At 65.5% G+C, this 24,995-nt stretch carries 18 protein-coding genes; 13 read left to right on the top strand and 5 right to left on the bottom strand.

The window, feature by feature from the left end:
* The first annotated feature begins 25 nt into the window (after window positions 1-25).
* The 7 genes from CAG46_RS11635 to CAG46_RS11605 all read left to right on the top strand — a co-directional run bounded on the left by CAG46_RS11635 (window position 26) and on the right by CAG46_RS11605 (window position 9,007).
* Window positions 26-877: a CsgG/HfaB family protein gene (locus CAG46_RS11635; protein ID WP_085615427.1), complete on the top strand. Its 852-nt coding sequence runs from the start codon at window positions 26-28 to the stop codon at window positions 875-877.
* A 277-nt stretch (window positions 878-1,154) separates the two neighbouring features.
* Window positions 1,155-2,066 (top strand): serine protease, encoded by a 912-nt coding sequence (locus tag CAG46_RS28085; RefSeq protein WP_143493404.1) that lies wholly within the window; start codon window positions 1,155-1,157, stop codon window positions 2,064-2,066.
* Between the two features lie 686 nt (window positions 2,067-2,752).
* The gene (locus tag CAG46_RS11625) at window positions 2,753-2,989 is read left to right on the top strand and encodes a hypothetical protein (protein WP_015270586.1); all 237 of its coding nucleotides are present in this window, start codon (window positions 2,753-2,755) and stop codon (window positions 2,987-2,989) included.
* Between the two features lie 420 nt (window positions 2,990-3,409).
* Window positions 3,410-5,320 (top strand): sigma-54-dependent Fis family transcriptional regulator, encoded by a 1,911-nt coding sequence (locus CAG46_RS11620; protein WP_085615431.1) that lies wholly within the window; start codon window positions 3,410-3,412, stop codon window positions 5,318-5,320.
* A gap of 1 nt (window position 5,321) precedes the next feature.
* On the top strand, window positions 5,322-7,055 hold the full coding sequence (locus CAG46_RS11615) for an ABC transporter ATP-binding protein (RefSeq protein ID WP_085615433.1): 1,734 nt from the start codon (window positions 5,322-5,324) through the stop codon (window positions 7,053-7,055).
* A complete protein-coding gene (locus CAG46_RS11610; protein WP_085615435.1) occupies window positions 7,045-7,722 on the top strand; it encodes a peptidase S8 and S53 subtilisin kexin sedolisin in 678 nt (225 codons plus the stop codon). The genes CAG46_RS11615 and CAG46_RS11610 overlap by 11 nt, the downstream gene beginning before the upstream one ends.
* Window positions 7,715-9,007 carry an NAD(P)/FAD-dependent oxidoreductase gene (locus tag CAG46_RS11605; RefSeq protein ID WP_085615829.1) on the top strand — a complete coding sequence of 431 codons (1,293 nt, stop codon included), beginning with the start codon at window positions 7,715-7,717 and terminating at the stop codon, window positions 9,005-9,007. The genes CAG46_RS11610 and CAG46_RS11605 overlap by 8 nt, the downstream gene beginning before the upstream one ends.
* 138 nt (window positions 9,008-9,145) lie before the next feature.
* Here CAG46_RS11605 and CAG46_RS11600 read toward each other — a convergent pair whose 3' ends face one another.
* Both CAG46_RS11600 and CAG46_RS11595 read right to left on the bottom strand, forming a co-directional pair.
* Complete coding sequence (locus CAG46_RS11600) at window positions 9,146-10,459, bottom strand: hypothetical protein (RefSeq protein ID WP_085615438.1); 1,314 nt, start codon at window positions 10,457-10,459, stop codon at window positions 9,146-9,148.
* A 151-nt stretch (window positions 10,460-10,610) separates the two neighbouring features.
* The gene (locus tag CAG46_RS11595) at window positions 10,611-12,104 is read right to left on the bottom strand and encodes an aldehyde dehydrogenase (protein WP_085615440.1); all 1,494 of its coding nucleotides are present in this window, start codon (window positions 12,102-12,104) and stop codon (window positions 10,611-10,613) included.
* Between the two features lie 494 nt (window positions 12,105-12,598).
* Between CAG46_RS11595 and peaA the strand changes: the two genes are divergently transcribed.
* The 5 genes from peaA to CAG46_RS11570 all read left to right on the top strand — a co-directional run bounded on the left by peaA (window position 12,599) and on the right by CAG46_RS11570 (window position 18,935).
* The gene (gene peaA / locus CAG46_RS11590; protein WP_085615442.1) at window positions 12,599-14,164 is read left to right on the top strand and encodes a quinohemoprotein amine dehydrogenase subunit alpha; all 1,566 of its coding nucleotides are present in this window, start codon (window positions 12,599-12,601) and stop codon (window positions 14,162-14,164) included.
* A gap of 48 nt (window positions 14,165-14,212) precedes the next feature.
* Window positions 14,213-15,643: a quinohemoprotein amine dehydrogenase maturation protein gene (gene peaB / locus CAG46_RS11585; protein WP_013972844.1), complete on the top strand. Its 1,431-nt coding sequence runs from the start codon at window positions 14,213-14,215 to the stop codon at window positions 15,641-15,643.
* 1 nt (window position 15,644) lies between these two features.
* On the top strand, window positions 15,645-15,968 hold the full coding sequence (qhpC, locus tag CAG46_RS11580) for a quinohemoprotein amine dehydrogenase subunit gamma (protein WP_085615444.1): 324 nt from the start codon (window positions 15,645-15,647) through the stop codon (window positions 15,966-15,968).
* 32 nt (window positions 15,969-16,000) lie between these two features.
* Window positions 16,001-17,122 carry a quinohemoprotein amine dehydrogenase subunit beta gene (gene peaD / locus CAG46_RS11575; protein WP_085615446.1) on the top strand — a complete coding sequence of 374 codons (1,122 nt, stop codon included), beginning with the start codon at window positions 16,001-16,003 and terminating at the stop codon, window positions 17,120-17,122.
* Window positions 17,123-17,261: 139 nt separating this feature from the next.
* Window positions 17,262-18,935, top strand: coding sequence for a fatty acid CoA ligase family protein (locus tag CAG46_RS11570; protein ID WP_085615448.1), 1,674 nt, complete (start codon window positions 17,262-17,264; stop codon window positions 18,933-18,935).
* A 129-nt stretch (window positions 18,936-19,064) separates the two neighbouring features.
* Here the strand turns inward: CAG46_RS11570 and mobA are convergent, their stop codons facing one another.
* The 3 genes from mobA to CAG46_RS11555 all read right to left on the bottom strand — a co-directional run bounded on the left by mobA (window position 19,065) and on the right by CAG46_RS11555 (window position 24,017).
* Window positions 19,065-19,640, bottom strand: coding sequence for a molybdenum cofactor guanylyltransferase MobA (gene mobA / locus CAG46_RS11565; protein ID WP_085615450.1), 576 nt, complete (start codon window positions 19,638-19,640; stop codon window positions 19,065-19,067).
* A gap of 61 nt (window positions 19,641-19,701) precedes the next feature.
* Window positions 19,702-22,830: an efflux RND transporter permease subunit gene (locus CAG46_RS11560; RefSeq protein ID WP_085615452.1), complete on the bottom strand. Its 3,129-nt coding sequence runs from the start codon at window positions 22,828-22,830 to the stop codon at window positions 19,702-19,704.
* Window positions 22,831-22,841: 11 nt separating this feature from the next.
* Window positions 22,842-24,017 carry an efflux RND transporter periplasmic adaptor subunit gene (locus CAG46_RS11555; protein ID WP_024087211.1) on the bottom strand — a complete coding sequence of 392 codons (1,176 nt, stop codon included), beginning with the start codon at window positions 24,015-24,017 and terminating at the stop codon, window positions 22,842-22,844.
* Between the two features lie 272 nt (window positions 24,018-24,289).
* Between CAG46_RS11555 and CAG46_RS11550 the strand changes: the two genes are divergently transcribed.
* A complete protein-coding gene (locus CAG46_RS11550; protein ID WP_085615454.1) occupies window positions 24,290-24,991 on the top strand; it encodes a response regulator transcription factor in 702 nt (233 codons plus the stop codon).
* Window positions 24,992-24,995: the final 4 nt, after the last annotated feature.

Genomic DNA, 24,995 nt, shown 5'->3' with positions numbered 1-24,995 from the left:
GGCTATTTGTTGGGGAGAGAACACCATGAAACGTCTGCTGAGCACGCTGCTGATCCTCACCGCCCTGGGTCTGCACGGTTGTGGCCTGCGCGAACCGATGCCCGCCGAACAGGATTCGGAAACCCCGACCCTGACCCCGCGTGCCTCGACCTACTACGACCTGATCAACATGCCACGGCCCAAGGGCCGGTTGATGGCGGTGGTGTATGGCTTCCGCGACCAGACCGGGCAGTACAAGCCGACGCCGGCCAGCTCGTTCTCCACCAGCGTCACCCAGGGCGCGGCAAGCATGCTGATGGACGCCCTGAACGCCAGCGGCTGGTTCGTGGTGCTGGAGCGTGAAGGCCTGCAGAACCTGCTGACCGAGCGCAAGATCATCCGTGCTTCGCAGAAAAAGCCCGACGTGCCGGAAAACATCATGGGCGAGCTGCCACCGCTGCAGGCCGCCAACCTGATGCTGGAGGGCGGCATCATTGCCTACGACACCAACGTGCGCAGCGGCGGCGAGGGGGCGCGCTACCTGGGTATAGACATCTCCCGCGAGTACCGGGTCGACCAGGTGACCGTGAACCTGCGCGCGGTGGACGTGCGCACCGGGCAGGTGCTGGCCAACGTGATGACCAGCAAGACCATCTATTCGGTTGGGCGCAGTGCGGGGGTGTTCAAGTTCATCGAGTTCAAGAAGCTGCTCGAGGCCGAGGTGGGGTACACCACCAACGAACCGGCGCAGCTGTGCGTGCTGTCGGCGATCGAGGCGGCGGTGGGGCATTTGCTGGCGCAGGGGATTGAACGGCGGCTGTGGCAGGTGGCGGGGGATGCGGGGGAGGGGCAGGCTACGGTGGACAAGTACCTGAGCCAGAATCAGCAGCCTGATTGAGCTTGAGGGTCTCTTCGCGGGTGAACTCGCTTCTACAGGGACAGCGCTGGCCTCGGGCTTGGAGGTCAGATTGATCCACCGAGCGCCAAGTCAAGGTCGGCCTGGGTCATGGTCGTACGGATTCAGGTTACGGCGATGTTTGCGTGGAGTGGGACAAAATGCTTCTACCCGTTTTAGCAGCTTGCGGATTGCGTCGCTACTGACATTTCTGGCAGCTGTCATATTTAACAGAGTCTGATTCAATTCTGTTTCAACCAGAATTGGCTCGGGATCGAAAATGAAGCGTTTACTGACCACCTTCGTGACATCTGCTGCTTTTTTGTTTGCCGAGGTGGGTGTTTGCGCGCCAATCCGAAGCCCGGAACAAGACGAAGTGAACGTATTGGCTTACTGGACGCCGGAAAACATGAAATTGGCCGAGTCGGCGGTCGGTGGCCCAGCCAATCCGGTCAATGAGGTACTAACAAAATACGGGGATAGATTTGGCTTCATCAAAGTAACTCAAGCACATACAGACAAACTGGGTCGTCGTGCGGGAGTTCTGTTCTACGTTTCCACAGACGGCGTGCCCCAGCACTGCTCGGCCACGGTGCTTGACGCTCCGAAGGGTGACCTGGTGCTTACTGCCGCGCATTGCGTTGTCGAGAGGGGATGCAACTGGAAGGGCATGGCACTTTTTGTACCAAGTTATGATGGCACAGCAGCAGAGTCTCAGCGCACGCCCTTGGGACGCTGGCCTGTTCATTATAAATACATTCCGGTTGAAGACGCTTATGCACGCGTAGATAGCGACCTGGCAATTGTCAGTGTCTTTCCTCAGCAAGGCATGTCGTTGCAGTCCAAGCTTGGTGGTGCGAGCAAGCCATATATATCGGAAACGGAGGAAAAATTACCTAACGGCGAGATCTGGAGTTACCCCGGCGTTAACTACAGCGGCGGTGAGATGCAAAGATGCGTGTCAAGGCTGGAACCCATAGTGAACTCGACCGGTATAAGCACACCTAATTGCGCGACCATGTCTGGCAGCAGCGGAAGCGGTTTCAGAATTGTGGAAGAAGACAGCGATTGGGTCGCCGGGGTTGTACATGGCACTGGTATTTCATCGCGACTGCGCGAAAGCACGTTCGATGGCCTCTATAAATTGGCAAGCGGTGCCAGTGAACAGGCTTCTGAATGTTCAGCCCCATGAGTGCTGAGCATTTGAGGGAAAGTAAAAGGGCCTCTTCGCGGGTGAACCCGCTCCCACAGGTACCGCGTCAACTCGAAGCCAGCGCCGTCCTTGTGGGAGCGGGCGCGCCCGCGAAACAGGCGACGCGGAGGATGGCACCGGCTTTGCCGGTGTTCGCGGGCTTGCCCGCTCCCGCAGGTACCGCGTGATCTCAAGTGCGACGCCGTCCCTGTGGGAGCGGGTTTACCCGCGAAGAGGCCGTTGCAGGCGACACAACATGGTGATCACTGCTGATTCGCCGGCCGGTAATGAGTGAGAGGCGGCAACGGAAGTGTTACTGCACATTCCCTTCGCTTGAAACGCTTCCCCGACACCGGTAGTCTTTGCCCGCTGCTGTAAGTCCAGCAGCCGGGTTTGGTAGCCCGCGATCAATCACAAGCGCCCGCTCTGCGATACAGTTGGCGCTTTTTTGTGCCCGGCTGTTTCGTTTTATGGCGGCTGTGCGTAGGGCGCCTCCGTGCGCGCCGGTTTCCTTGATTCCCGGTCTACCAACCTGCGTACAGCCGTCACCATCTCGTTTGGTAGCGATTTGTGGCGGCTCCAGTGAATCAAGGCGCGACACAATGACAAAAGGCTTACCCGATCCTCCCGTACGCGCCACCACGGCGTTCTCCAGTTTCTCCACGTGCGAATGCAGCCATCTGCCGTTGTTTGCCGTGCGTTCGGGGGTGGACTACGAAGATGCGCTGGTACATCTGTCCACGCTGCTCAAAGGCGCGTTTGCGACCAATCTCAAGGCACTGGAGCTGGCCAAGGGGACCTGTCGTGATCTGTTGTTGAGCAATGACCATGGGCTGGATTCGGCCAAGGCGGTGGTGGAGGCGTTGCTGGATGGGGTGGAGAGGCAGCAGCTGGTTGGGCGGAAGACGGTGCCGGGTGTCTGACGGGCGCTTGGGCTTTGTTTGATTCAAGCGGCAGCCGTGATTGACCTTGAGGGCCTCTTCGCGGGTGAACCCGCTCCCACAGGTACAGCGTGATCTCAAGTGCGACGCCATCCCTGTGGGAGCGGGTTTACCCGCGAATGGGCCGGTGCCGGTGTCTGGCGGGCACCTGGGCTTTGTTGAAATCAAGCGGCAGCCGTGATTGACCTCGATGGCCTCTTCGCGGGTGAACCCGCTCCCACAAAGCTTGTGCAAGCTTCCAGATCTTGGGCAAGGCGGCGCTCCTGCGTCTCCCTTTACGTAAACGTCACCATATGCCACCTTCTACCTCAGCCTGATGACGGCCAGGGATTTCTCCCGCACACTGCGGAAAATTCCCAAGCCCGTTCCCCGCCACCTTGCGGGGCACAGCCGGAGTAGAAAATGGCGCGACAACTAATAACAAACGCCCACGACCCGCTGCACGAATCCCGCCAGGCCCGCCTGAGACTGGCCAGCGAAGGCGAGCTGCCAATGGGCATGCTGCGCGACGAGATCGATGCCTCCTGGCGCCGCAGCCTGGGCCATGGCCTGGACTGCCTGCAGGGCGAGCAGGTCGGTCTGGGCCTGGAGCAGGGCCACGACCTGCGCATGCTGCTGGAGCGCAACCGCCTGCTGGTCGACGCCGTTACCCCGGAACTGGACTACCTGGTCGCGCGCCAGGGCAAGGCCGGCATCGTCATCCTCGGCGACGCCCAGGCCAATGTGCTGGCCATCGAAGGGCAGAAGCACGTGCTGCAACGCGAAGGCCTGCGCGACCTGCACCCGGGCAGTTGCTGGAGCGAATCACTGCGCGGCACCAACGCCATCGGCACGGCAGTGGTGGAAGGCCGGCCGACGCTGATCAACTGCGGCGAACATTACCTCGACCGCCTCAGCCCGTTCTCCTGCACTTCGGTACCCCTGCGCGACCCGCGCGGCGAGGTGATCGGCGTGCTCGACATCACCCGTGAAGGGGTGATGGCGCAACCACAGGACAGCCTGTCGACGCTGATGCTGGCGGCCGGCAACATAGAAAGCCGCATGTTCGGCCTGTGCCACCCGGAGCAATTGGTGCTGGCCTTCCACAGCCGCCCGCAATACCTCAACAGCGCCTGGCATGGCCTGCTGGCGCTGAGCCTGGACGGTGAAGTGCTGGCTGCCAACGACAGTGCCTGCCAGCTGTTGCAGGTGCCGCGCCATGAGCTGTTGGGCCGGCGCAGCAGCGACCTGCTGGGTGAACGGTCACCGGCCTTTATCGCCCGCCTGTGGCAGGGCGGGGTGAGCAGTGTGCAAACGGCCAAGGGCGAGTTCTACTTCCGCGCGCTGCAGTTGCCGCGCCATGGCCGGGTCAACGGCAGCACGCCGGTGGGCAAGCCGGCGCCGGGCAAGCAGGCGCCAGCCCTCGACGCCCTGGCCGGTGGCGACCCGCGCCTGGCGCGCAACCTGCGCATGGCCCGCCAGGGGCTGGGCAATGGCCTGCCGGTGCTGCTGCTGGGCGAGACCGGTACCGGCAAGGAAGTCGTCGCCCGGGCCCTGCACCAGGCCAGCCCGCGCGCCGACAAACCGTTCGTGGCCGTCAACTGCGCGGCCATCCCCGAAGGGCTGATCGAGTCCGAACTGTTCGGCTACCGTGAAGGCGCATTCACCGGTTCGCGCCGGGGCGGCATGGTCGGCCGGCTGATGCAGGCCCATGGCGGCACGCTGTTCCTCGACGAAATCGGCGACATGCCGCTGGCGCTGCAGGCGCGCTTGTTGCGGGTACTGCAGGAACGGCGCGTGGCACCACTGGGGGCGGGCGACGAGCAGGACATCGATGTGGCATTGATCTGTGCCACGCACCGCGACCTCAAGCGCCTGGTGCAGGAGCAGCACTTCCGCGAAGACCTTTACTATCGGGTCAACGGCGTGTCGCTGCGCCTGCCGGCACTGCGCGAGCGCGATGACCTGGCGGCGATCATCCAGGGGCTGCTGGACAAGTCCGATGCCCGGGGCGTGACCTTGGACCCGGCCCTGACCGCGTTGCTCGAAGGCTTCGACTGGCCGGGCAACATCCGCCAGCTGGAAATGGTCGTGCGCACCGCGCTGGCCATGCGCGAGGACGGCGAGCAGGTGCTGACCCTCGACCACCTCACCGACTGCCTGCTGGACGAGCTGGCCAGCGGCACCGCGCCTTCCGGCAGCCTCAAGGACAACGAGCTGGAGCTGATCCGTGGGGCCTTGGCGCGCCATCAGGGCAACGTGTCCGCGGCGGCCGAGGCGCTGGGTATCAGCCGGGCGACGCTGTACCGCAAGCTCAAACAGTTGCGCGGCTGACGTGGGCGGCCTGTTCGCCCGGCTGGTGGAATCCAGCGACCCTGTGCTCATGCGCCAGGCGTTGGCCTGGCTGTATGGTTTCGTGCGCCCCCATCGACGTGCCATCGGCCTGTTGCTCGGTTTGTCGCTGGGCGCCTCGTTGCTGGCGCTGGCGCAACCCTGGCTGGTCAAGACGCTGATCGACGAGGGGCTGTTGGCCAAGGACTACCAGACCCTCTGGCACATGGCCGCGATCATGATCGGCGCGGGCCTGCTGGGTACCGTGCTGGCCGGGGTCAACCGTTACCTGCACACGCGCTTGTCGGGGCGCATCCTGTTTGCCCTGCGTGACGACCTTTACCGCCACCTGCAGCAGCTGTCGCCGACGTTCTACGGGCGGCGGCGCATCGGCGACATCCTTTCGCGGCTGGATGGCGATGTGGCGGAAATCCAGCGCTTTGCCGTGGATTCGCTGTTTTCGGCGGTGTCGGCGGTGATCGGCCTGGTGGGCGCGGTGGTGTTGATGCTGATGCTGTCGTGGCAACTGTCGCTGCTCCTGGCGCTGCTGGTGCCGATCGAAGTGCTGTGGCTGCGCTGGATGCGGCGCAAGGTGGAGCGCGAAGTACGCAACCTGCGCGAACGCTCGGCGGATGTGTCGTCGTTTCTGGTCGAAACCCTGCCGGCGATGAAGTTCATCCAGGCCGCCGGCCAGCAAGGCCGCGAGGCGGGGAGCCTGGACCAGCTGGGCCAGGGCTACATGCGCCAGCTGCTCAAGGTGCAGGTGACCGAATTCTTCACCCAGGCCATCCCCGGCACGCTGACCTCCTGGTGCCGCGCCTGCGCGTTCCTGGTCGGCGGTTGGTGGGTAATCCAGGGCACTTGGCAACTAGGTGCGCTGATCGCCTTTTCCACCTACATGGGCATGGCGGTAGGGCCGGTGCAGAGCCTGCTGGGCCTGTACGTGGCGGTGCAGCGCATGGCGGTGAGCCTGGGGCGGGTGATGGAACTGAAGCAGGAGGCCGTGGCCGTGCGCCCGGCAGCCAACCCGCAGCCGATGCCCGACGGCCCGGGCGAATTGCGCCTCGAGGGGGTGAGTTTTGCCCATGAAGGGCGCCAGGGCGCGGTGCTGAACGATGTGCAGGTGTGCGTGCCGGGTGGCCTGAAGGTGGCCATCAGCGGTGCCTCGGGGGTGGGCAAGTCGACCCTGATCGACCTGCTGCAGCGCTTCTACGACCCGGACGCCGGGCGCATCCTGCTGGACGGCACCGACCTGCGCGAACTGGACCTGGCCGCGCTGCGCCGGCGCATTGCGGTGGTCAGCCAGGATATCGTGCTGTTCCGCGGCACCCTGGCACAGAACCTGGCCTACGGCGTGCCCGAGGCCAGCCGTGAGGAGCTGGAGCGGGTGGTGCGCCTGGCGCGGCTGGACAGCCTGGTCGACAGCCTGCCGCTGGGCCTGGACGGCCTGCTGGGTGAGCGTGGCCAGCAGTTGTCAGGCGGGCAGAAACAACGCATTGCCATCGCCCGCGCGGTGCTGCAGGCGCCGGCGATCCTGGTGCTGGACGAGGCCACCTCGGCGGTGGACGAAGCTACCGAGCGCGAAGTGATCGCGGCCATCGACCAGCTGTTCGCCGGCCGCACGCGCATCCTGATCAGCCACCGTGCTTCGACCCTGGCCGATGCCGACCTGCACTTGCAGCTGCACGCTGGCCAGTTGCAGGTGCTGCCCGAGGAGGTGATCAAGCATGGGCACTGACGTGCGTGTTGGCGTGATCGACAGTGGTTGCACGCCGGAGCAGGCCAGCGCCTTGCTGGGCGCGCGCCGCTTCTGGCTGGAGGACGGCCAGTTGCGCGAAGGTGACATGCTGCCCGACCAGCTTGGGCACGGTAGCGCGGTGCTCGCCGGCTTGCAGCGGGAGGCCGGGCCGGTGCCCGTGCTGCTGGCCCAGGTTTTCGGCGCCCAGGCCAGCACCAGTGCCTTGCAGGTGGCGGCCGCGCTGCTGTGGCTGGTGGAGGCGGGGGTTACGTTGGTCAACCTCAGCCTTGGCCTGCAGCAGGACCGGCCTGTGCTGCACCAGGCTTGCGCCGAGGCTTTGGCCGCGGGTGTGCTGTTGTGCGCCTCCAGCCCGGCCCAGGGCGGGCCCGTGTACCCGGCCAGCTACCCCGGGGTGATCCGGGTTACCGGCGATGCCCGCTGTGCGCCGGGCCAGTGGTCCTGGCTGGGTACCCGGCAGGCGGACTTTGGTGGTTATGTGGGGGCGGGCGGCAGGGCGGGCGCGAGCCTGGGCTGTGCGGCCCTGAGTGGCAGGATCGCTGCGTTGCTGCGTGATGAGCCGGGCATGGGCCACCCGCAGGTTCATGACTGGTTGCGCCACCACGCGGCGTTTGCCGGCCCCGAGCGACGAGGTGCCGGCCATGGCTGAACCACGCATTGTGGTGCTGGGGGCAGGCCCTGCGGGTGCGGCCACGGCCATTGGCCTTCGGCGGCTGGGCTATGCGGTGACGGTGGTGTCCGAGTGGCGCCGGTTCGCGGCGGTCGAAGGGGTTTCGCAGCGGGTGCTGGACGGTCTGCGCCACGCCGGCCTTGGCGGGGCGTTGCGCCAGGCGGCGATGCCGGCGACTCGGCAAGTGCACTGGAACGGCCAGCAGCTGCACCTGAATCAGGAGTTTCTGCTGGATCGGCAAAGGTTTGACCGGGCGCTGCGCGACGACCTTCAGCGTGCGGGTGTGAGCGTGGTCGAGGGGCGGGTGCGTGAGGTGGTTCGCGAAGTCGGTCATGGCATTCGCCTGGACGACGGGCAGGTACTGCAGGCCGATTTCCTGGTCGAAGCCCGAGGCCGCCAGGCCCCGCTGGCTGCCGACCGACTGCGCGGGCCGGAGACGGTCAGCTTGCTGAATGTCTGGCAGGCCGCCCCCGGGGCGCCCGCGTCGGCGGTGGAGAGCCTGGCGGATGGCTGGGCGTGGATGGCGCGCCTGGAAGACGGCCGCTGCTACTGGCAAGTCACCCTGGACGCCGCAGGGCTGCCGGGCAAGGCCGGGTTGGCGGATTATTGCGCGGCGCGGCGAGCCGACAGCGCGCTGGTGGCCGAGCTGTTCGATGCCAGGGCATTGGCGCCGGCAGAGGTGCATGCGCGCAGCAGTACCGCGATTCTGGCCGGTGAGTGCGTCGGGCAGGACTGGATACGCGTGGGCGATGCCGCGATGGCCGTTGACCCACTGTCGGGCAACGGGATCTTCCAGTCGCTGTCTTCGGCGCTGCAGGCGCCGGTGGTGATCAATACCTTGCTGCGCAGGCCCGAGCGGGCCGGGTTGGCGCGGCAGTTTCACCAGCAACGGATCGAACAGCTGTTTTTGCGTTTTGCCCGGATCGGGCGGGATTTCTATGGGCAAGAGCAGGGGCGGGTGGGGCAGCCGTTCTGGGCGCGGCGGCAGGATTGGCCGGACATGCAGGCATTGCACGTGGCGCCGGACTGGAGCGCGGTGAGGGTCGAGCGGCGGCCGGTGTTGCGTGACGGGCTGGTGGATGATGCCGAGGTGGTGGTGACGGCGGATCAGCCGTTGGGGGTGTGGCATTTGCAGGGGGTGGAGCTGGCGCCGGTGGTGCGGGGGCTGCGTAGCGGCCGACCTCTCGAGGCAGTGTTGTCAGGGCTGCCAGGGGAGCAGCAGATGATGGTGCGGCGGTGGTTGTTGGAGCAGGGCTTGGCTTGAGATTGCCGGGGCCGCTTTGCGGCCCATCGCGACACAAGGCCGCTCCTACAGGTCCGGCGATGCCCGTGATGCTTGCGCAGTACCTGTAGGAGCGGCCTTGTGTCGCGATGGGCTGCGCAGCAGCCCCAAGATTTCGAATCAGAAGAAAGTCCCGACGATCAGCTGCATATAGGTCCCGGTATCCCGCCCGCCCAGCTGCGTCCCGCCATTGGCCGCGCTGCGCTCCGGCTTGTAGAAACCTACCAGCGGGCTGATCAGCAGGTGGTCGTTGACCATCCATTCCACATACAGGTCCAGCTCCCGCCCGCCCAGGTTGCCCTGGTCGGTGTCCAGCGTATCGAAGTCGAAGTACAGCGCGCCGACGGTCAGGTTGTCCCGTGGTTTGCCCTTCAGCGCCACGTGGTGCACCTGGCTGTTGCTGTTGAACGGCCCGGCATAGTTGGCTGCCACCTCACCCTGGAACCAGGTGCCATAGCCACGGCTCAGGCCATAGAACAGCGGGTCGAAGTCTTCGGAAAAGCGGCTGTAGCGGTAGGTGGCGGTGGGGGACCAGGGCAGTTCGGAAAAGGTCCAGTTGCCTTCCAGGTACCAGGCGTTCTCCCGCCCGCCGGTTTTGTCCTGGGTCACGTACTCGGCGGCCAGCTCCAGGTCTTTCACCCCCAGGTTGCCACGCCCGCGCAGGCTGGCGGTGTCCATGCCGTCGCGGTGTTCCAGGCCCATGATCTGCGCGTAGCGCTGGTCCACGTCGAGGCCGCGGATCCAGCTCAGGCCGACGGTGCCGGCGTCGGCGACGTGCTCCAGGTTGGCCACTGCCAGCGAGGTGTCGGCCTGGTAGTGGTTGTCGGACTTCAGCCACATCAGGTCGCTGCGCCAGCCTTGCTTGCCGCCCAGGCGCAGCACGGCGGTGCGGTCGAAGGCCTTGCGTGCGGCCAGGTAGTAGGCGCCGCCGCGGTCGAAGTTGGCGCCCAGGTCGACCTTGCCCAGGTTCACCGGGTCGCCCTGGATCAGGAAGCCGTCGCCCAGGGTCACCACCTGGCGGCCGCCGGAAATGTCCACGCCGTCTTCGCCCAGGGCCGGGAACAGGTTGGCCGAGCGCCAGCCCAGGTACAGGTCTTCGATGGCGGTGCGGCGCTCGTCACCCAGGGTCAGGCCGGCGGCATCGCCGTCGCCCCAGGTGGCGGAGCTGAGCAGGTTGAAGGCGCCGTAGAGCGCGCCGCTGTCGGCCAGGGCCTGGCTGCCGCTGAGGCCATATTTGACGTAGCCTTCCTGCCAGGCGGTACTGCCGGGTTTGCGGTTGCCGGCCAGGTTGAAGCTTTCGTCGCTGTGGAAGGCGCCGAACAGGGCTTCGAGGTCGGCGTTGAGGGTGGTGCCGTCGTGGTTGTACAGCTCGTAGGCCTGGGTGACCGGGGCGGCGAACAGCAGGGCCAATGTGCAGGCGAGTTTGTGCCTCATGGTGTGCTCCATGTTTTTGTTGTTGTTTTCGGGTTGCCTGTGCCGGCCTCTTCGCGGGTGAACCCGCTCCCACAGGGACCCACAGTGTTCAGGCCTGTGGTGATCCTGTGGGAGCGGGTTTACCCGCGAAAGGGCCGGTACAGGCTGAAGATCAGAGCTTGATCAACACCGATTTCAGCTCGGTGTAGTGCTCGATGGCAGCCGCCCCCATCTCACGGCCGACGCCGGACATCTTGTAGCCGCCAAAGGGCAAGGCAGGGTCGAGGGCGCTGTGGCAGTTGACCCACACCGACCCCGACTTGATGCGTGGGATCATCCGGTGCACGGCGGCCAGGTCGTTGGACCAGATGCTCGCACCCAGGCCATAGGGGTTGTCGTTGGCCATGCCGATCACTTCGTCGATTTCATCGAACGGCATCGCCACCAGCACCGGGCCGAAGATTTCTTCCTGCACCAGGCGGTGGCGCTGGTCGACATCGACGATCACCGTTGGCTTGACGAAGTAGCCCGGCCCGAAGCCTTCGCCACCGCAGGCGATGGTCGCGCCCAGCTCGCGGCCAAGCTCGATGTAGCCGGTGACGCGGTCCTGCTGCTTGGCCGAGATCAGCGGGCCCATCTGCACTGCCGGGTCCAGGCCGCTGCCCAGCTTCATGCCGTTGGCGATGCCGGCGATGTCGGCCACCACGTTGTCGAAATGCTTGCGGTGCACGTACAGGCGGGACCCGGCACAGCACACCTGGCCCTGGTTGAAGAAGATCGCCGTGGCCGCGCCGGCGGCGGCTTCCTGCAGGTTGGCGTCGGGCATGACGATGGTCGGCGACTTGCCGCCGAGTTCCAGGGTGACGCGGGTCATGTTGTCCATGGCCGCCTTGCCGATCAGCTTGCCGACCTCGGTGGAGCCGGTAAAGGTCAGCTTGTCCACGCCGGGGTGGCGGCTGAGTGCGGCGCCAGCGTTCAGGCCGGTGCCGGTGACCACGTTGAACACGCCTGCCGGGTAGCCGGCTTCGTCCACCAGCTCAGCCAGCTTGAGCACGCTCAGCGGTGTTTCGTCGGCGGGCTTGAGCACTACGGTGCAACCGGTAGCCAGGGCCGGGCCGAGCTTCCAGCAGGCCAGCAGCAGCGGGAAGTTCCAGGCGACGATGGCGCCGACCACGCCCACTGCCTCGCGCCGCACGAAACCATGGAACTGGTCGTTGGGCATCAACGGCATCGAGGCTTCGACGGTGCTACCCTCGATCTTGGTGGCCCAGCCGGCCATGTAGCGCAGGAAGTCGATGGCCAGTTGCACGTCCATCACCTGGGCGACGGCGGCGCTCTTGCCGTTGTTCAGGCATTCCAGTTCGGCCAGCTGGCGGGCGTCGCGCTCCATCAGGTCGGCCAGGCGCCACAGCAGGTTCTGCCGATCGCGTGGGCGCAGGCGGCTCCACGGCGAATCATCGAAGGCCTGGCGCGCGGCGCGCACGGCGCGGTCGACATCTACGGCCTCGGCGGCGGGCACTTCACCCAGTACCTCGCCAGTGGCCGGGTTGCGGAACGACAGGGTGCGACCGCTGGCGGCGTCCTGCCAGTCGGCGCCGATGCGCATCTTCAGCTTGCGTTCGAGAAAGGCGCGGGTGGCGGGCAGGATGGGCAGTTCGGAAAGCATGGGACGGTGCCTCTTGTCATTGGATGTGACAGGCATAGGCGCAATGGGCGTGCCAAGGTCGGTAGATGGCCGCAAGCCGTTGAACGGGTTGGGTTTTGTCCTGGTGCAAGGTTGGGATTGCAGGGTTGCGCTGTTGCACATTGAGACGGTGTGAGACGGTGGTGAAACAGTGGCATCAAGGGCCAATCGCCGGCAAGCCAGCTCCCACAGGTTAACCACTGCCTTGAAGGCCTGTGCTGTACCTGTGGGAGCTGGCTTGCCGGCGATTGGCCTGCGCAGCAGGCCCTTGTCTCAGGATGAAACACCCTGTCGCGAAATGGCACGCTGCAATTGGCCATGCCTGTTGCTGGCCAAGGCTCGAAAACCGGCTAATAGGTTGAAAGAAAACACTTTTACACCACCTGGCACAGTTCCTGTATCACAACCGTCACATGCACACCTGCTGTACCAAAGCGTGCGAAAACGATAAGAACAACAACCGTGGAGGTCTGACCTTGAAGACGACTCGACTCCGGCGGCATGCGGGCAAACTGGCGCTGGTCGCCGCCGCGCTGCTGAGCACCCAGGCCATGGCGGCCGAGCAGGGCCCGAGCCTGTTGCAGAACAAGTGCATGGGGTGCCATATCCCCGAAGGCAACGACACCTACAGCCGTATCAGCCACCAGCGCAAGACGCCGGAAGGCTGGCTGATGAGCATCGCCCGCATGCAGGTGATGCATGGCCTGCAGATCAGCGACGACGACCGCCGCACCCTGGTCAAGTACCTGGCCGACAAGCAGGGCCTGGCGCCCAGCGAAACCGATGGAGTGCGTTATGCCATGGAGCGCCGGCTGAATACCGTCGAGCAGTTCGACACCCAGCTCAGCGAAACCTGTGGCCGTTGCCACTCCGGTGCCCGTGTCGCCTTGCAGCGGCGCCCGGCCAAGGAGTGGGAGCACCTGGTCAACTTCCATCTCGGCCAGTGGCCGTCCCTCGAATACCAGGCCCAGGCGCGTGACCGCGACTGGCTGCCGATCGCCCTGCAGCAAGTGGTGCCCGACCTGGCCAAGCGCTACCCGCTGGAAAACGCGGCGTGGGCCGAATGGCAGAAAGCCAGGCCCAAGGCCGATGCGCTGCCGGGCCAGTGGGCATTCAGCGGCCACATGCTGGCCAAGGGCGATGTACGCGGGGTGATGAGCGTCACGCCTGACCAGGGTGACACCTTCAAGGTCGAGGTCAAGGGCGCTTATGCCGACGGCACGCCGTTCAATGGCAGCGGGTCGGCGATCCTCTACAACGGCTATGAATGGCGTGGCAACGTCAAGGTCGGCGACGCCAACCTGCGCCAGGTGTTCGCCGCGCTGGATGGCGAAATGAAGGGCCGCATGTTCGAGGCCGAGCACGATGAGCGTGGCCTGGACTTCACCGCGGTGAAGGAGGGCAAGGCGCGCCTGCTTGCAGTACAACCGGCGTTCATCAAGGCCGGTGGCGAAAGCGAGATCACCTTGGTCGGCAGCGGCCTGGCCGGCAAACCGGACCTGGGCGCTGGCGTGGAAGTGACCGAGGTGCTGGAGCAGACCCCAACCCTGGTACGGGTGAAGGCCCGCGCCGCGGCCGATGCCAAACCCGGCCAGCGCGAAGTCGCCGTAGGGGCGCTCAAGGGCGTCAACCTGGCGGTGTACGACAAGGTCGAGGAAGTGAAAGTGGTGCCGGCGTTCTCCATCGCCCGCATCGGCGAAAACGGCGCCTCGGTGCCCAAGGTGCAGGGCCGCTTCGAGGCCGAAGCCTGGGGCAAGGACGCCAATGGCCAGCCGCTGCGCATCGGCTACCTGCCGGCCAGCTGGAAGGTCGAGCCGTTCAACGAGCGTGCGGTCGAGGACGAAGACGTCAAGTTCGCCGGGAAGATGCAGGCCGATGGCGTGTTCGTGCCAGGCGGTGCCGGCCCCAACCCGGAGCGCAAGATGATGACCAACAACGCCGGCAACCTGAAGGTCATCGCCACCCTGGCCGACGGTGGCCAGACTGGCGAAGGGCACATGATCGTCACCGTACAGCGCTGGAACAACCCACCGCTGCCGTAACGGCAGGGGGCTTACGGTTTTCCAACGGATCGATTATCGGAGGTCGCCATGGGCGCGCTACTGAACCTGGTCGAACGCAACCTGCATGAAGTGCAGGTCGACGCTGACCGCATGCTGTTCCATATCCCCAGCAGTTCGCTGTTCACCGCCGACGCGGTGACCGGCGGCATCATCGACACCCTGCGCCAGCAAGGCTGCTCGGCCGAGGAGCTGATGCAGCGCCTTGGCCAGCAATTTGCCGGCAGCGATATCCAGGACACCCTGCGCGAGCTGATCGCGCTGGAACTGGTCAGCGACGGCTCGCCGCTGACCCCGGAAATCGCCCTCAAGCAGGTCGAGCGCACGGCGCTGAACACCGTGGTGCTGAACGTCAACACCGGCTGCAACCTCAGCTGCACCTACTGCTACAAGGAAGACCTGGACAAACCGTCCGCGGGCAAGAAGATGAGTACCGCCACCGCCGAGGCTTCGGTGGAGATGCTGCTCAAGGAGTCGCCCGACGAGCAGCGCTACAGCGTGGTGTTCTTCGGTGGCGAGCCGCTGTCCAACCGGCCACTGATCGAGCACATGGTCGCCTACTGCGAGCGGCGCTTCGCCGAGGCCGGCAAGCAGGTGGAGTTCATCATGACCACCAATGCCACCTTGCTCACCGAAGAGATCATCGACTGGCTCAATGCCCACCGCTTCGGCCTGTCGATCAGCATCGACGGCCCCAAGACCGTGCACGACCGCAACCGCATCACCGTGGGCGGGCAGGGCACCTATGACGTGGTGCGGCGCAAGGTCGACATGCTGCTGTCGCGCTACCACAGCCGCCCGGTGGGCGCGCGGGTCACGCTGACCCGTGGCATCACCGACGTCGAGACCATCTGGAACCACCTGTTCAACGAACTGGGCTTCGCTGAAGTCGGCTTTGCCCCGGTCACCTCCGGCGACATGGCCAACTTCAACCTCACCGGCGAAGAACTGGTGCAGGTGTTCGCCAACATGAAGGCGCTGGGCCGGCGTTACCTGGAGGCTGCGCTGGAGCACCGCAACATCGGCTTCTCCAACCTGCACCAGCTGATCACCGACATCCACGAAGGCCACAAGAAGGCCCTGCCGTGCGGCGCCGGGCTGAAGATGCTGGCCGTGGACCATGAGGGCGAGCTGAACCTGTGCCACCGCTTCACCGGCTCCAGCCTGCCGACCTTCGGCAATGTGCACCAGGGCGTGAAGCAGGCGCAGCTCAACGACTTCCTGTCGCAGCGCCTGGACCGCAGCAACACCGGCTGCGACAGCTGCCGCATCCGCAACCTGTGCTCCGGCGGCTGCTACCACGAAAGCTATGCCCGTTATGGCGACCCGCAGCACCCGACCTACCACTATTGCGAACTGATGCGCGACTGGGTCGACTTTGGCATCGAAGTCTACAGCCGCATCATGGCCGCCAACCCGGCCTTCATCGATCGCTACATCACCCCGCGGAAGGCGCACTGACATGAAGCACTTGAAGCCCCTGAACAACAAGGCGCGCATCCTCGAGCAGGCCGCCGCCGAAGACCGCGTCGAAGAAGTCATGGCCATGAGCGCAGTGGCGGGCTGCACCGCCACCACCGACCCGGGTTGGGAAGTGGACGCCTTTGGTGGCGTGAGCTCGCTGTGCCAGCCGATGGAGGCCGACCTGTATGGCTGTTCCGACCCTTGCTGGTGGCCGGCCCAGGTGCCGGACATGATGAGCACCTACCAGGACTGGAACGCCCAGGCGAGCAACTCGGCGGAAGACTGGCGCAACCTCGGCACCGTGTTCCCGAAAGAAAAGTGACCGGCCCAACAAGAATGACAAGGGGAAACCGCATGAAAGCTGGACGCTGCGCGTCACTCGCGCTCACCATCGCCGCCACGGCCTGTGCCGGGCTGGTACAGGCCGCCGACACCGGGCCGGCGCTGAAGGCTGGCCACGAATACATGATCGTGACCAACTACCCGAACAACCTGCACGTGGTCGATGTGGCCAGTGACACGGTGTACAAGAGCTGCGTGATGCCCGACAAGTTCGGCCCCGGCACCGCGATGATGGCGCCGGACAACCGCACCGCCTACGTGCTCAACAACCACTACGGCGACATCTACGGCATCGACCTGGACACCTGCAAGAACACCTTCCACGCCAACCTGTCCAGTGTGCCGGGTGAGGTGGGCCGGTCGATGTACTCGTTCGCCATCAGCCCGGACGGCAAGGAAGTGTACGCCACGGTCAACCCGACCCAGCGCCTGAACGACCACTACGTGGTCAAGCCACCGCGGCTGGAAGTGTTCAGCACCGTCGATGGCCTGGAGGCCAAGCCGGTGCGCACCTTCCCGATGCCGCGCCAGGTGTACCTGATGCGTGCGGCGGACGATGGCAGCCTGTACGTCGCCGGGCCGGACATCTACAAGATGGACGTGAAGACCGGCAAGTACACGGTGGCCTTGCCGCTGCGCAACTGGAACCGCAAAGGCTACAGCGCCCCGGACGTGCTGTACTTCTGGCCGCACCAGAGCCCGCGCCACGAGTTCTCGATGTTGTACACCATTGCCAGGTTCAAGGATGACAAGCAGGACCCGGCCACCGCCGATCTGCTGTATGGCTACCTGAGCGTCGACCTTAAGACCGGCAAGACCCACACCCAGGAATTTGCCGACCTGACCGAGCTGTACTTCACCGGGCTGCGTTCGCCGAAAGATCCGAACCAGATCTACGGCGTGCTCAACCGCCTGGCCAAGTACGACCTCGAACAGCGCAAGCTGATCAAGGCGGCGAATCTGGACCACACTTACTACTGCGTGGCCTTCGACAAGAAGGGCGACAAGTTGTACCTGGGCGGCACCTTCAACGACCTGGCGGTGTTCAACCCGGATACGCTGGAAAAAGTGAAGAACATCAAGTTGCCGGGTGGGGACATGTCCACCACCACGCCGCAGGTGTTCATCCGTTAAACCGGTGTTGCTTTCTTCGCGGGTAAACCCGCTCCCACAAGGATCTCTACAAGGGCTTAATGTTGTGCGGTCCCTGTGGGAGCGGGTTTACCCGCGAAGAGGCCCGCTCAATCAACACAAGAACAACAAGAGACCGCCCATGCCCCAGCCAAGCTACTCCCAGGGCAACCAGGACAAACCCCTGCTTACCCAGTGCATCGGCGACGCCTTCGACACCACCGTCGCCCGCTTCCCCGACCGTGACGCCCTGGTCGTCCGCCACCAGGCCCTGCGCTACACCTGGCAGCAACTGGCCGAAGCCGTCGACCAGCATGCCCGTGCGCTGATGGCCCTGGGCGTGCAGCCCGGTGACCGCCTCGGTATCTGGGCACCCAACTGCGCAGAGTGGTGCATCACCCAGTTCGCCAGCGCCAAGGTGGGCGCGATCCTGGTCAACATCAACCCGGCCTACCGCTCCAGCGAACTGGACTACGCCCTCGGCCAGTCCGGCTGCCGCTGGGTGATCTGCGCCGACGCGTTCAAGACCTCCGACTATCACGCCATGTTGCTGGGCCTGGTCCCGGGCCTGGCCGGCGGCCAGCCGGGCGCCCTGATCTGCGAACGCTTCCCCGAACTGCGCGGTGTGGTCAGCCTGGCCGTCGCGCCACCGCCGGGCTTCCTGGCCTGGCACGACCTGCAGGCCCGTGCCGCGGCCGTCAGCCGCGAAGCCCTGGCCGAGCGCCAGGCACAGCTGCACTGCGACGACCCGATCAACATCCAGTACACCTCGGGCACCACCGGTTTCCCGAAAGGCGCCACCCTCAGCCACAGCAACATCCTCAACAACGGCTACATGGTCGGTGAAAGCCTGGGCCTGACCGAGCATGACCGGCTGGTGGTGCCGGTGCCGCTGTACCACTGCTTTGGCATGGTCATGGCCAACCTCGGCTGCATGACCCACGGCAGCACCCTGATCTACCCCAACGACGCCTTCGACCCACTGGCCACCCTGCGTGCGGTGGCGGAGGAAAAGGCCACTGCGTTGTATGGTGTGCCGACCATGTTCATCGCCGAACTGGACCACCCCCAGCGCGGCGAGTTCGACCTGTCGAGCCTGCGCACCGGGATCATGGCCGGTGCCACCTGCCCGATCGAAGTGATGCGCCGGGTTATCGGCGAGATGCACATGGCCGAGGTGCAGATTGCCTACGGCATGACCGAAACCAGCCCGGTGTCGCTGCAGACCGGCGCCAGCGACGACCTGGAGCGCCGCGTGACCAGCGTCGGGCGCACCCAGCCGCGGCTGGAGAACAAGGTGATCGATGCCGATGGCAACATCGTGCCGCGTGGCGAGATTGGCGAGCTGTGCACGCGGGGTTACAGCGTGATGCTGGGCTACTGGAACAACCCCAAGGCCACGGCCGAAAGCATCGATGAGGACGGCTGGATGCACACCGGCGACCTGGCGGTGATGGACGAGCAGGGCTATGTGCGTATTGTCGGGCGCAGCAAGGACATGATCATTCGCGGCGGCGAGAACATCTACCCGCGCGAGCTGGAGGAGTTCTTCTTCACCCACCCGGCGGTGGCCGATGTGCAGGTGATTGGCGTGCCGTGCAGCAAGTACGGTGAAGAGATCGTGGCCTGGGTGCGGCTGCACCCGGGGCATACGGCCAGTGCGGAAGAACTGCGCGAGTGGGCGAAGGCGCGGATAGCGCACTTCAAGGTGCCGCGGTACTTCCGCTTTGTCGATGAGTTCCCGATGACGGTGACCGGCAAGGTGCAGAAGTTCCGCATGCGCGAGATCAGTGTCGAGGAGCTGTCTGCCGGGTGATGTGTTGCCTGTACTGGCCTCTTCGCGGGTAAACCCGCTCCCACAGGTACTGCACAGGCTTCAAGGGCAGTGGAGAACCTGTGGGAGCGGGTTTACCCGCGAAGAGGCCAGCACAGACAGCGGATGACCTCAGCCTTGCAACAGCTCCGGGCTGTTGAAGTTGCTCAACCTGCGATCATCGTCACTACATTCCAGCCCTTGCACCGCTTCACGCAGCAAGGCCTTCTGCAAACTCCGCTCGCCCGCCGCCCAGGCCTGCTCCAGCACCGGCAACACCCGGCGTGGCAGCACGCTGAACATCGGCTGCCAGTACCCACCCTGGCGCACCATGGCCGCACTGTCGCTGGTCACCGCCAGCCGCAGCAGGTCCTCGATCAATCCCCGGTCAACCAGCGGTGCATCACAGGCCAGCAGCACCACCCATTCATGCCGCGCCACCTTGAGCCCGGCAATCACCCCCGCCAACGGCCCGGGGTAGTCCGCCTCGGCATCGCCCACCAACTGGTCGGCATACGCCCGGTAGGCCTGCTGGTTACGGTTGCAGGAAATCACCAGGTCATCGCTGAGCGGCCGTACCACGCGCTGCACATGCGCCACCAGCGGTTCGCCCTGCCAGTCGACCAGGCCCTTGTCGCGGCCGCCCATGCGCTGTCCACGGCCACCGGCGAGAATGAGGATGGAGCAGGGGGGAAGGGCATCAGACATGAAAAAGGGTTCCGGGCAGTCATTGCCGGGAACCCTCCCATTTCACGCGGGGCTTGTCCAGTCAGCTTTCGCTGGTCACGGTCTGCGTGTCGGCATTACCCGCCTGGCGTCGCCCGGCAAGGCGCATCACCACCACGAAGAACACCGGCACGAACACCACTGCCAGGGTGGCGCTGAGCATGCCGCCAATCACCCCGGTGCCGATCGCCTGCTGGCTGGCCGAACTGGCGCCGCTGGCGATGGCCAGTGGCACCACGCCCAGGATGAACGCCAGCGAGGTCATCACGATCGGCCGCAGGCGCAGGCGCGCGGCCTGCACGGCGGCGTCGGCGGCATCCACGCCCTGGTCGACCAGGCTCTTGGCGAACTCGATGATCAGGATGGCGTTCTTCGCCGACAGGCCGATCAGGGTGATCAGGCCGACCTTGAAGAACACGTCGTTGGGCATGCCGCGCAGGGTCACCGCCAGCACCGCACCGAGCACGCCCAGCGGTACTACCAGCAGTACTGCGGTGGGGATCGACCAGCTTTCGTACAGCGCTGCCAGGCACAGGAACACCACCAGCAACGACAGCGCCATCAGCATCGGTGCCTGGCTGCCGGACAGCCGTTCCTGCAGCGACAGGCCAGTCCATTCCAGGCCGGCACCGGCCGGCAGCTGGGCTACCAGGCGCTCGATTTCGGCCATGGCTTCGCCCGAACTGTAGCCGGCTGCCGGTTCGCCGGAAATCGACACCGCCGGGTAGCCGTTATAGCGGGTCAGCTGCACCGGGCCGCTGACCCACCTGGCCTGGACGAAGGCGCCCAGTGGCACCATCTTGCCGCTGTCGTTGCGCACGTGGATCTTCAGCAGGTCTTCGACCTGGCTGCGCTGGTCGCCTTCGGCCTGCACCACCACCCGCTGCATGCGGCCCTGGTTGGGGAAGTCGTTGACGTAGCTGGAACCCACGGCCACGTCCAGCACCGAGCCGATATCGGCAAACGACACGCCCAGGGCATTGGCCTGGCGGCGGTCGATTTCCAGCTGCACCTGCGGGCTTTCCGCCAGCGAGGCTTCGCGCACGTTGGTCAGCACCTTGCTCTTGCCGGCACTGGCCAGCAGCTCGTCGCGGGCGGCCATCAGCTCGGCGTGGCCCATGCCGCCGCGGTCCTGCAGGCGGAACTCGAAGCCGGTCGACTCGCCAAGGCCGTCGATCGGCGGCGGCAGCACGGCGTAGGCCACGGCGTCCTTGAGCTGGGTGAAGGCCATGGTCGCGCGGTCGGCAATCGACTGGGCGCTGTCGTCGGCACCGCGCTCGGACCAGTCCTTGAGCGTGGTGAAGGCCAGCGCTGCGTTCTGCCCACTGCCCGAGAAGCTGAAACCCAGGATCAAGGTGGTGTTACCCACGCCGGGCTCTTCGGCGTTGTGCGCCTCGATCTGTGCCGCCACCTGTTCGGTGCGCATGCGGCTGGCGCCAGGCGGCAGCTGGATATCGGTGATGGTGTAGCCCTGATCTTCGGTGGGCAGGAATGCCGTGGGCAGCTGGCTGAAGCCATAACCCAGCACCGCCAGCAGCAGCGCGTATACCAGCAGGTAGCGGCCGCTGCGCTTGAGCGCCTGCATCACCCAGCGCTGGTAGCCGTTGCTCATGCCCTCGAAGCGGCGGTTGAACCAGCCGAAGAAGCCCTTGCGTTCGTGGTGCTCGCCCTTGGCCACCGGCTTGAGCAGGGTGGCGCACAGCGCCGGGGTCAGGCTGAGGGCCAGGAACGCCGAGAACAGGATCGACACTGCCATCGACAGCGAGAACTGCTGGTAGATCACCCCCACCGAACCTTGCATGAAGGCCATGGGCAGGAACACCGCCACCAGCACCAGGGTAATGCCGACGATCGCGCCGCTGATCTGGCCCATGGCCTTGCGCGTGGCCTCCTTGGGCGGCAGGCCTTCCTCGGCCATGATCCGCTCGACGTTTTCCACCACCACGATGGCATCGTCGACCAGGATGCCGATGGCCAGCACCATGCCGAACAGGGTCAGCACGTTGACCGAGAAGCCCATGGCCAGCATCACGGCGAAGGTGCCCATCAGGGCCACCGGCACCACCAGGGTCGGGATCAGGGTGTAGCGCAGGTTCTGCAGGAACAGGAACATCACCGCAAACACCAGCAGCATGGCCTCGAACAGGGTGTTGATGACCTGCTCGATCGACACCTTGACGAATGGCGAGGTGTCGTAGGGGATGTCGTACTTGACGCCTTCGGGGAAGTAGCGCGCCAGGTCCTGCATCTTCGCCCGCACCAGGGTGGCGGTTTCCATGGCGTTGGCGCCCGGCGACAGCTGCACGCTGAAGGCGGTGGCCGGCTTGCCGTTCAGGCGCGTGCCGTACTGGTATTCCTGGGCACCGATCTCGACCCGGGCGACATCGCCGATGGTCACCGTGGAACCGTCCGGGTTGGCACGCAGGACAATCCCGGCGAACTCCTCGGGGGTGCTCAGCTGGCCCTTGACCACCACGTTGGCGGTTATTTCCTGGGTGCCACGGGTGGGCAGGTCACCAATACTGCCGGGGGCCACCTGGGCGTTCTGCGCGGCGATGGCCTCGGCCACGTCGTTGGGCGTGAGGTTGAAGCCGATCAGCTTGCGCGGGTCGATCCAGATGCGCATGGCACGCTCTGAACCATACAGCTGGGCCTTGCCGACGCCCTTGAGGCGGCGGATTTCGTCCATCACGTTGCGCGCGAGGATATCCGACAGGGCGGTTTCGTCGAGCTTGCCGTCTTCGGAGGTGAGGGTGGCCAGCAGCAGGAAGCCGGTGGAGACCTTTTCCACCTGCAGGCCTTGCTGGGTCACCGGGCGCGGCAGGCGCGACTCGACCACCTTCAGGCGGTTCTGCACGTCGACCTGGGCCAGGTCCGGGTTGGTGCCCGGGGCGAAGGTGGCAGTGATGGTGGCGCTGCCCAGGCTGCTCTGCGACTCGAAGTACAGCAGGTTGTCGGCGCCGTTGAGCTCCTGCTCGATAAGGCTGACCACGCTCTCGTCCATGGTCGCCGCCGAGGCGCCCGGGTACACGGCGTAGATTTCCACCTGCGGCGGGGCCACGTTGGGGTATTGGGCCACCGGCAGCTGCGGGATGGCCAGGGCACCGGCCAGCAGGATGAACAGGGCGACCACCCAGGCGAATACCGGGCGGTCGATGAAGAATTGCGGCATGAATCAGGCCCTCACTGGCCAGTGTGCTGTGCGATGGGCGATGCCCCTGATGCATTGTCGACCTGCACCTGGTCACCGGCCTTGACGTGTTGCAGGCCCTCGACCACCACTCGCTCGCCGGGGGCCAGGCCTTCGCTGACGATCCAGCGGTCGCCCTGGGCGCTGCCCAGTACTACCTGGCGGTCGCTGACCCGGGCCTGCGGGTCGACCACCAGCACCTTGGGCACGCCAGCGCTGTCGCGCAGGATGGCGCGCTGCGGCACGCTCAGGCCCTTGGGCTGCACGGCCTGCTCCAGGCGCACGCGCACGTAGCTGCCGGGCAGCAGGTCGAGGTCCGGGTTGGGGAACTCGCTGCGCAGGGTGATCTGGTTGGTGCTGGGGTCGACGCTGATGTCGGAGAACAGCAGTTTGCCCGGCAGCGGGTAGGTGCTGCCATCGTCCTGGATCAGCGTGGCCCGGGCCTGGCCGTCACCGACCTGCTGCAGCTCGCCGGCACGCAGGGCACGGCGCAGGGCGTTGAGCTCGCGGGTCGACTGGGTGACATCGGCGTGGATCGGGTCCAGCTGCTGGATGGTCGCCAGTGGCGTGGTCTCGTTCTGCCCGACCAGCGCACCTTCGGTGACCTGGGCGCGGCCGATACGGCCGGAAATCGGCGCGGTCACGGTGGCGTAGCCGAGGTTGAGGCGGGCGCGTTCCAGGGCGGCCCTGGCCTCGGCCACTGCGGCATCGGCCTGCAGGTAGCTGGCCTTGGCGTTGTCGTATTCCTGGCGGCTGACCGCCTTGTCGTCGACCAGCTCGCGGTAGCGCTGCTCCTGCAGGCGTGCCTGGTACAGAGTGGCTTCGGCCTTGGCCAGGGTGGCGCGGGCGCTGTCGTGGTCGGCCTTGAACGGTGCCGGGTCGATCAGGAACAGCACATCGCCCTGCTTGACGTCGCTGCCTTCGCGGTACACCCGCTTGAGCACCACGCCCGCGACGCGCGCGCGCACTTCGGCGGTGCGCGGCGCCAGGATACGGCCGCTGAGCTCACTGCTGATGGCCAGTGGCTGCAGTTGCAGGGTTTCCACCCGCACTTGCGGGGTGGGGGCCTGTTCTTCCTGTTCGGCGCTGTCGTCGCAGCCGGCCAGGGACAGGCTCAGGAACGCCAGAAGCGCCAACGGGCGCAAGCGTGGGGGGAGGGTAGTAGACATACGGATCTTCCGATGATGACCACCGGTATGCTACGGCAGGCGTTCCTTGGGTGGCTGTTAATACCTGTAGGACGAGTGTGAAAAAGTGTGAAGAACAATCCTGCCGACCTGTAGGGTTCTATATTCTGCGTGTACCTGTACCGGCCTCTTCGCGGGTAAACCCGCTCCCACAGGGACCGCACAGCATCTGGAACCTGTGCAGTCCCTGTGGGAGCGGGTTTACCCGCGAAGAGGCCGGCAAGGCCTACCACAACCCAGACTTACAAGCACCTATGCCGAATATTTTCCTGGTCGAAGACGACAGCGCCCTGTCCGAGCTGATCGCCAGCTACCTGCAACGCAACGACTTCCATGTCCAGGTGATCGCCCGTGGCGATCATGTGCTGGACGAGTACCGCCGGCAAAAGCCCGACCTGGTCATCCTCGACCTGATGCTGCCTGGCATCGATGGCCTGCAGCTGTGCCGCCTGCTCCGCCAGGAGTCGCAGAGCCTGCCGATCCTGATGCTGACCGCCCGCGACGACAGCCACGACCAGGTCCTGGGCCTGGAAATGGGCGCCGACGACTACGTGACCAAACCCTGCGAGCCGCGTGTGCTGCTGGCCCGCGTGCGTACCCTGCTGCGCCGCAGCAGCGTCAACGAGCCGCGCCTGGACAACGATTTGATCCTGATCGGTGGCCTGCGCATCGACCTGGCCGAGCGCACCGTGACCTGGCGCGGCGAAGAGGTGGAGCTGTCCAGCGGCGAGTACAACCTGCTGGTGGTACTGGCGCGCAATGCCGGCGAAGTGCTGAACCGCGACCGCATCCTGCAGCAACTGCGGGGTATCGAGTTCAACGGCACCGACCGCTCGGTGGATGTGGCCATCTCCAAGCTGCGGCGCAAGTTCGACGATAACGCCGGCGAAGCGCGCAAGATCAAGACCGTGTGGGGCAAGGGCTACCTGTTCAGCCGTGTCGAGTGGGAGTGCTGACCGC

This window comes from Pseudomonas sp. B23(2017) (genome assembly GCF_002113725.1).
Classification (GTDB): domain Bacteria; phylum Pseudomonadota; class Gammaproteobacteria; order Pseudomonadales; family Pseudomonadaceae; genus Aquipseudomonas; species Aquipseudomonas putida_Z.
Note: the sequence above shows the minus strand (reverse complement) of the source record. Positions and strands in the feature narration are given on the sequence as shown.